Genomic DNA, 5,177 nt, shown 5'->3' on the forward strand with positions numbered 1-5,177 from the left:
CCTCCTTGGATAGGAAAAAAGGATGGGATAGATKCCTGKTGCGGGGCAGGCTCAGCAGCCGCGCCAATATCCGCCAGTACAGCAACGATCAGAAGCTTGCGGGCATGACGGTGGATTTCAACGAATCTTTCGGAGGAGAAGGATGGTGGAACACGATGGCATCGGCGTTCAAGGATGTGCCCGACAGCTATTGGGCGAGCTCGGCCATTGAGAGAGCGGTGAAGGAAAATCTGATGGGAGGGTATCCTGACGGGACCTTCAAGCCGGATCAGCCGCTTACGCGGGCGGAGATGGCAGTCATCCTGTCCCGTCTGCTCGACCGGGGCTGAGCCCGCCGGGAGGCAGGGAGAAGAGCAAGCGGCAGCCGGGAATGTCCGGCTGCCGCTTTTTAGTTACGGCCTGCCTTCAATCGATCGGAAGGCGGGAATGTTTTTGACCAGAAGCAGAAGGAGGGAGACGAAAACCATCAAGCCTTCCATGGCCGCCAGCAGGATGCCTTTCCAGCGGATCTGCTAGAGCAGCCGGAAAGAGAAGGATGCCGTTGTACCGTTTCATGCGCAGCCCCCTTTTCATCGCTATCAAAGGTATTGCTTTCCACTCGCATGCTTCCAAATCCTCCCTTTCTTCCGGAAAAGGCTAACAGCGGCAAGCGTTGAGGTCGACATAAATAAAGGCGGCCGGACCGCGGCTGCAGTGCGGTTGGTCTGCGACTACAGCAAGGCTGGAACGAAAGGGAGTCAGGCAATGAAGACATCATCTGCAAGCCGAAAATCGAGGGGAATGCTGCTGCTGGCGGCAGCATCGCTGCTTCCAGGCCTGGCGCTGGGAGCCGTTCCGGCTCAAGCGGCGGAGAAAACATACGGATACACGGACGCCGACGCGTCGTTCGTGCCGCTCCGCGCGCTCAAGCAGCTGCCCGGAGTAAGCGTGTCCTGGGACGCAGGCAAAGGGACGGCCGAAATCGTGCGGGACGGCAGCAAGGCTGTCCTGACGATTGGCAACAAAGAAGCCGTCGCAAACGGGGAGAAGGCCTCCCTGAATAGAGCTCCCTTTCTGGAAAACGGGGCTGCTTACGTGCCCCTTTCCTTTTTGAGCAAGCAATTCGGCATCGGGACGGAACGGCTTGTGTCGGCTAATGCCGTGTCCCTGTCTCTGGACGGCGAGAAGCTCAGGCTGCCGCTCGTGCCGAGAGGCGCCTTCAGCGTGGCGAGAAAGCCGATCGTCATCGAAAGCAAGTCGGTCAAGGCGGCAGGCAGAAGCTTCTCCGTCCAGGCGGCGACAGTGTCGCTGATGGACCCCCGCGTCGACCTGGAGGTGGCTGTCGCCGGAGGCAAGGCGGGCCGCACCGAAGAGCTGGCGGCGATGGCGAAGCGCGGAGGGGCGGTTCTCGCCGTCAACGGAGCTTTCTTTGATGCCTATACCGATTCCAGCGTCAAAAATCCCTACGGCTACCTGTTCAATGGAGGGCAGATGCTCTACAAGAGCTCCGGCGACAAAAAGACGGTCGTCGCCTTCGATTCCAATATGCTGACGGAGCTGCTGTCCGGCGCCGAGTTCGAAGCCCGCTATCGGGACGGCGGCGTGGACGGAGCCGTACAGGCAGGACCAAGGCTGCTGAAGGATGGCGTTGCGGCGATTGATCCGAAGGCGGAAGGCTTCCGCGATCCGAAGATACTGACGGGCGGCGGTTCCCGCAGCGCGCTGGGCTTGACCTCCGACCATAAGCTGATCATTGTGACGACCGGAGGCGCGACCATTCCGCAGCTGGCGGCCGTGATGAAGAGCCTCGGCGCCTGGCAGGCGATGAATCTCGACGGCGGCGCTTCGAGCGGCCTTTATTACGACGGCAAGTATTTGACGAGGCCGGGCCGCCTTCTGAGCAACGCCTTGATGGTCCGTCTGGTGAAATGATTGCAGGCGGATGACATCCCCCCGCAGCTCCGCTAGGCGATAAAGAGCCTTTGAATCGCTGGAACGGAATGAAGCTGGCCCCGGTATTCCGCCGGGGCTTTTTGGCATGCTAATCCAGAGGCCTTTCGCAAACGGCATCGAAATTTGGTACAATGAAAAATCCCCGCCGAATGCGTAAATCGTGGGGGATTCGTTTATAAGCATTTGTACGGTTTGAAAAAGAATGCGGAGGTCTGTATGAAATCATTGCGCGCTTTATGGTTTACAATGGCAGTTGTGCTGTTTGCGGCGGCGGGAATGGCCGGGTACGCCCAGCCGGCTTCGGCGGCCGAGCAGGCCGTCAAAACGTATGACATCGCCACGGATGTCACGTTCGCTCCGTTCGAGTTCCAGGATGCCAACGGCCAGTATGTCGGCATCGACATGGATCTGATCCGGGCGATCGCGGAGGACCAGAACTTCAAGGTCAACATCAAGCCGCTCGGCTTCAACGCGGCCGTACAGGCGCTGGAGGCGAAGCAGGTGGACGGCGTCATCGCCGGCATGAGCATCACCGACGAGCGCAAGGCGAAGTTCGACTTTTCCACTCCGTACTTCACATCCGGGGTGATCATGGCGGTCAAGGCCGACAACGACTCCATCAAAGGCTATGAGGATCTCAAGGGCAAGCGGGTAGCGGTCAAAACCGGTACGGAAGGATATTCGTATGCGGAATCCATCAGCGCCCGATACGGCTTCACGCTCGTGCCGTTCGATGACTCCGCCCAGATGTACGACGAGGTCAAGGGGGGCAACTCGGCCGCTTGCTTCGACGATTACCCCGTGCTCGAGTATGGCGTCAAGCAGAACAACGGCCTGAAAACGGTCGGTGAGCGGACCGAAGGGGCTTCCTATGGTTTTGCGGTAGGGAAGGGCCAAAACGCCGAGCTGCTGGAAAAGTTCAACCAAGGCTTTGCGAACCTGGAGCAAAACGGCAAGCTGAAAGAAATCCAAGAAAAATACCTCGTAGCTTCTGCGAACAAGACCGGCTGGGCGCTCGTCGCCGAATCGCTGCCGGCGCTGCTCAAGGGACTCGGCAAAACGCTGCTGTACACAATCGTATCGCTCTTCTTCGCCTTCATTCTGGGTCTGATCTTCGGCTTCATGAAGGTCGGCCGCAATCGCTGGCTGCGCGGCATCGCCACGGTATTCGTGGACGTCTTCCGCGGCATACCGCTGATCGTGCTGGCATTCTTCATTTATTTCGGCATTCCGCAGGCGCTCGACTTCAAGATGCCGCTCTTCCTGGCGGCCGTCCTGACGCTCTCGCTCAACGCCGGCGCGTATATGACGGAGATCATCCGCGGCGGCATCCAGTCCATCGACCGCGGCCAGATGGAAGCGGCGCGCTCGCTGGGCTTGTCCTACCGCAAGTCGATGATCAAAATCGTCATTCCGCAGGCGGTGAAGGTCATGATTCCATCCTTCATCAACCAGATGGTCATCACGCTCAAGGATACGTCGATCCTGTCCGTCATCGGACTCGTGGAGCTGACCCAGTCGGGCAAGATCATCATCGCCCGCACGTTCGAGTCGTTCAACATCTGGGCGACGGTAGCGGTCATGTACCTCATCGTCATCACGGTGCTGACGAAGATTGCCGACGGGATGGAAAGGAAGATCAAGAATGGGTAAAATCAGCGTCACCGGACTTAAAAAGAGCTTCGGCACGAACCATGTCCTCAAAGGCATCGACCTGAAGGTCCAGGAAGGCGAGGTCGTCTGCGTCATCGGACCTTCCGGCTCCGGCAAGAGCACCTTGCTGCGCTGCCTGAACCGGCTGGAGGACATTACGGAAGGCACGGTCATCGTGGACGAGATGGACATCAACGACCGCCGCACGGACATCAACAAGGTTCGCGAGAACATCGGCATGGTGTTCCAGCATTTCAACCTGTTCCCCAATATGACAGTGCTCAAAAACATCATGTTCGCTCCCGTGGAGCTGAACAAGCTGAAGACGGAGGAAGCCAGGGCCGCTGCCCTGAAGCTGCTCGACCGGGTCGGACTGGCGGACAAGGCGGATGCCTATCCGGCCTCGCTGTCCGGCGGGCAGAAGCAGCGCGTCGCGATCGCCCGCGCGCTGGCGATGAACCCCGACATCATGCTGTTCGACGAGCCGACCTCGGCTCTCGATCCGGAAATGGTCGGCGAGGTGCTCGGCGTCATGAAGGATCTGGCCCGCGAAGGCATGACGATGGTCATCGTCACCCACGAGATGGGCTTCGCCCGCGAGGTGGCCGACCGCGTCATCTTCATGGACGGCGGTTATATCGTGGAGGAGGGCTCGCCGGAGCAGGTGTTCGGCAGTCCGAAGCATGAGCGTACGATCAGCTTCCTGGACAAGGTATTGTAGGGTGAAAAAAAGCGTTCCGCACCTGTGCGACAGGGCGGAACGCTTTTTTTTTTTGTGCGACAGGGCCGGCCCTCAGCGGACGACTATGCGGACTCTCGTCCCGTCCGGATAGTCGCTCAGCTGGTTGCCGATCCACGAGCCGGCGCCCCTGTTGTCGGAGGATTTGACGTAAGCGACATCGGCGCCGCTGCCTCCTTCGCGGCACATCGCCATCGGCCATTCGTCCCGGTCGTATTTCTTTTTGGTCGGAACGCCTTTGAGCGACAGCTTGCGGTTCTCCTCCGCTCCTTCCCTTTCAATCGTGCAGATGGAGGAGGCGCCTTTGGAGACGGCGCTGCGGATATGCTCCGCCGTCTCCGGGTAGCGGTCGGACGGAAAATAGATCGTGACGTCGTGGCCCGCAGGAGCGGAGGGCGTCTGCTCCCATTGTATGCTGCAGCCGCCTGCGAAGGCAGCCAGCAGGAGCAGCAGGGCCAGGCTCCATAACGGCAAAAGTTTCTTCATGTTGTCGATCCTGTTCCTTTCCGTGGCTTCGCCGCAAGTATGTACTAGAAAAGTATACCAGCGCGGAGGAGGAAAAAAAGACTTGAATTGTCACAAGCAGGCCCGAAAGGGCTAGTCTAAGCGGCTCCAAGCTTCTATAAACTGTAGAAACGGCCTTTAGGGCAGATGCGGTTCCGCTTGGAGGAGGAGGCATGGGCAAGCTGAGAATCGGGATGGCGCTGATGGTGCTGATGATTGTTTTGGCTTTGCGCGCAGGTGCGGCCGAGCCGGCTGCTGCCGCCGCAGGCAGGCCGACTCGAHTKSGGTGMTTTTCCTTGGCTCGGCGGAAGCTCAGTGGAGCTGGCCAAGATCGAGCTCTTCCATGCGA

At 59.3% G+C, this 5,177-nt stretch carries 6 protein-coding genes; 4 read left to right on the forward strand and 2 right to left on the reverse strand.

Annotated elements, in window-relative coordinates; all coding sequences use genetic code 11:
* Positions 1 to 329 (forward strand): S-layer homology domain-containing protein (locus BN871_RS23590; RefSeq protein WP_048749333.1); only part of this gene is annotated, 329 nt, incomplete at its 5' end.
* Between the two features lie 76 nt (positions 330 to 405).
* On the opposite strand, the gene BN871_RS28005 is transcribed toward BN871_RS23590, so the two are convergent.
* The gene (locus tag BN871_RS28005) at positions 406 to 555 is read right to left on the reverse strand and encodes a hypothetical protein (RefSeq protein ID WP_157053916.1); all 150 of its coding nucleotides are present in this window, start codon (positions 553 to 555) and stop codon (positions 406 to 408) included.
* A gap of 189 nt (positions 556 to 744) precedes the next feature.
* Between BN871_RS28005 and BN871_RS23595 the strand changes: the two genes are divergently transcribed.
* From BN871_RS23595 to BN871_RS23605, 3 genes are all read left to right on the forward strand, one after another.
* Positions 745 to 1,911: a phosphodiester glycosidase family protein gene (locus BN871_RS23595; protein ID WP_069202432.1), complete on the forward strand. Its 1,167-nt coding sequence runs from the start codon at positions 745 to 747 to the stop codon at positions 1,909 to 1,911.
* 237 nt (positions 1,912 to 2,148) lie between these two features.
* The gene (locus BN871_RS23600) at positions 2,149 to 3,585 is read left to right on the forward strand and encodes an amino acid ABC transporter substrate-binding protein/permease (RefSeq protein WP_048749335.1); all 1,437 of its coding nucleotides are present in this window, start codon (positions 2,149 to 2,151) and stop codon (positions 3,583 to 3,585) included.
* The gene (locus tag BN871_RS23605) at positions 3,578 to 4,306 is read left to right on the forward strand and encodes an amino acid ABC transporter ATP-binding protein (protein ID WP_048749336.1); all 729 of its coding nucleotides are present in this window, start codon (positions 3,578 to 3,580) and stop codon (positions 4,304 to 4,306) included. The genes BN871_RS23600 and BN871_RS23605 overlap by 8 nt, the downstream gene beginning before the upstream one ends.
* 72 nt (positions 4,307 to 4,378) lie before the next feature.
* On the opposite strand, the gene BN871_RS23610 is transcribed toward BN871_RS23605, so the two are convergent.
* Complete coding sequence (locus BN871_RS23610; protein ID WP_048749337.1) at positions 4,379 to 4,810, reverse strand: NucA/NucB deoxyribonuclease domain-containing protein; 432 nt, start codon at positions 4,808 to 4,810, stop codon at positions 4,379 to 4,381.
* Positions 4,811 to 5,177 lie beyond the last annotated feature (367 nt).

Source organism: Paenibacillus sp. P22 (genome assembly GCF_000469945.2).
Lineage (GTDB): Bacteria > Bacillota > Bacilli > Paenibacillales > Paenibacillaceae > Paenibacillus_O > Paenibacillus_O humicus.

Excerpts from the sequence above, each read along its gene's own strand:
- BN871_RS28005 (WP_157053916.1), bottom strand. The coding sequence starts at position 555 with ATGAAACGGTACAACGGCATCCTTCTCTTTCCGGCTGCTCTAGCAGAT.
- BN871_RS23595 (WP_069202432.1), top strand. The coding sequence starts at position 745 with ATGAAGACATCATCTGCAAGCCGAAAATCGAGGGGAATGCTGCTGCTG.
- BN871_RS23600 (WP_048749335.1), top strand. The coding sequence starts at position 2,149 with ATGAAATCATTGCGCGCTTTATGGTTTACAATGGCAGTTGTGCTGTTT.
- BN871_RS23605 (WP_048749336.1), top strand. The coding sequence starts at position 3,578 with ATGGGTAAAATCAGCGTCACCGGACTTAAAAAGAGCTTCGGCACGAAC.
- BN871_RS23610 (WP_048749337.1), bottom strand. The coding sequence starts at position 4,810 with ATGAAGAAACTTTTGCCGTTATGGAGCCTGGCCCTGCTGCTCCTGCTG.